The sequence below is a fragment of the Pedobacter sp. 01N416 genome (assembly GCF_056399685.1).
In genome coordinates this window covers 1-538 of the sequence record NZ_JBFTRT010001061.1, presented here as the reverse complement: position 1 = coordinate 538, position 538 = coordinate 1, and the positions used below count along the sequence as shown (strand labels likewise).

The 538-nt window shown below is 37.7% G+C and carries 1 protein-coding gene; it reads left to right on the top strand.

Translation table 11 applies throughout. The features are described from left to right. On the top strand, nucleotides 1-538 hold a 538-nt coding region (locus tag AC1DND_RS29235; RefSeq protein ID WP_477586524.1), incomplete at both ends, for a P-loop NTPase fold protein.

Genomic DNA, 538 nt, shown 5'->3' with positions numbered 1-538 from the left:
ATTTTATACGAAACCACCCTGGATAAAGAAAAGGGAATAAAATTTCTTTTTGAAATCTTCGGCATCCCAGCTGCATTGTCGGTTATCGGCTACAGCGTTGTCGTGACCTACAAAAAAGACTACAGTGCAAAAGCAAAAGATATCTTCCTCAAATATTCTTCCAAACACTCCTTTAAAGACCATTTGGGCCTACAGGCTGAAATTCAACGGGAAACTCTTATTTTACTCAAATGCTGGATCCCAGATACGAAAATTCAGCAAAGGAAAATTGTTTTATTTGTCGAGGATATCGACCGCTGCAATGAAGGGAAAGTTATTCAGATCATTGATTCATTGAGGATATTACTAGAAGACCCTGAAATTGCACAAAGACTGGTTATAATTGCTGCCATTGATGAACGGATCCTAAAACTTGCCATAAAAAACAAATATGATAGCCTGCTTGGGGTTGAGAAAAAGGAACAGGGCAAACATACACTGGAACTACAAAAAATTACGGATGAGTATATGGATAAGCTGTTTATATCCGGCATTAAAC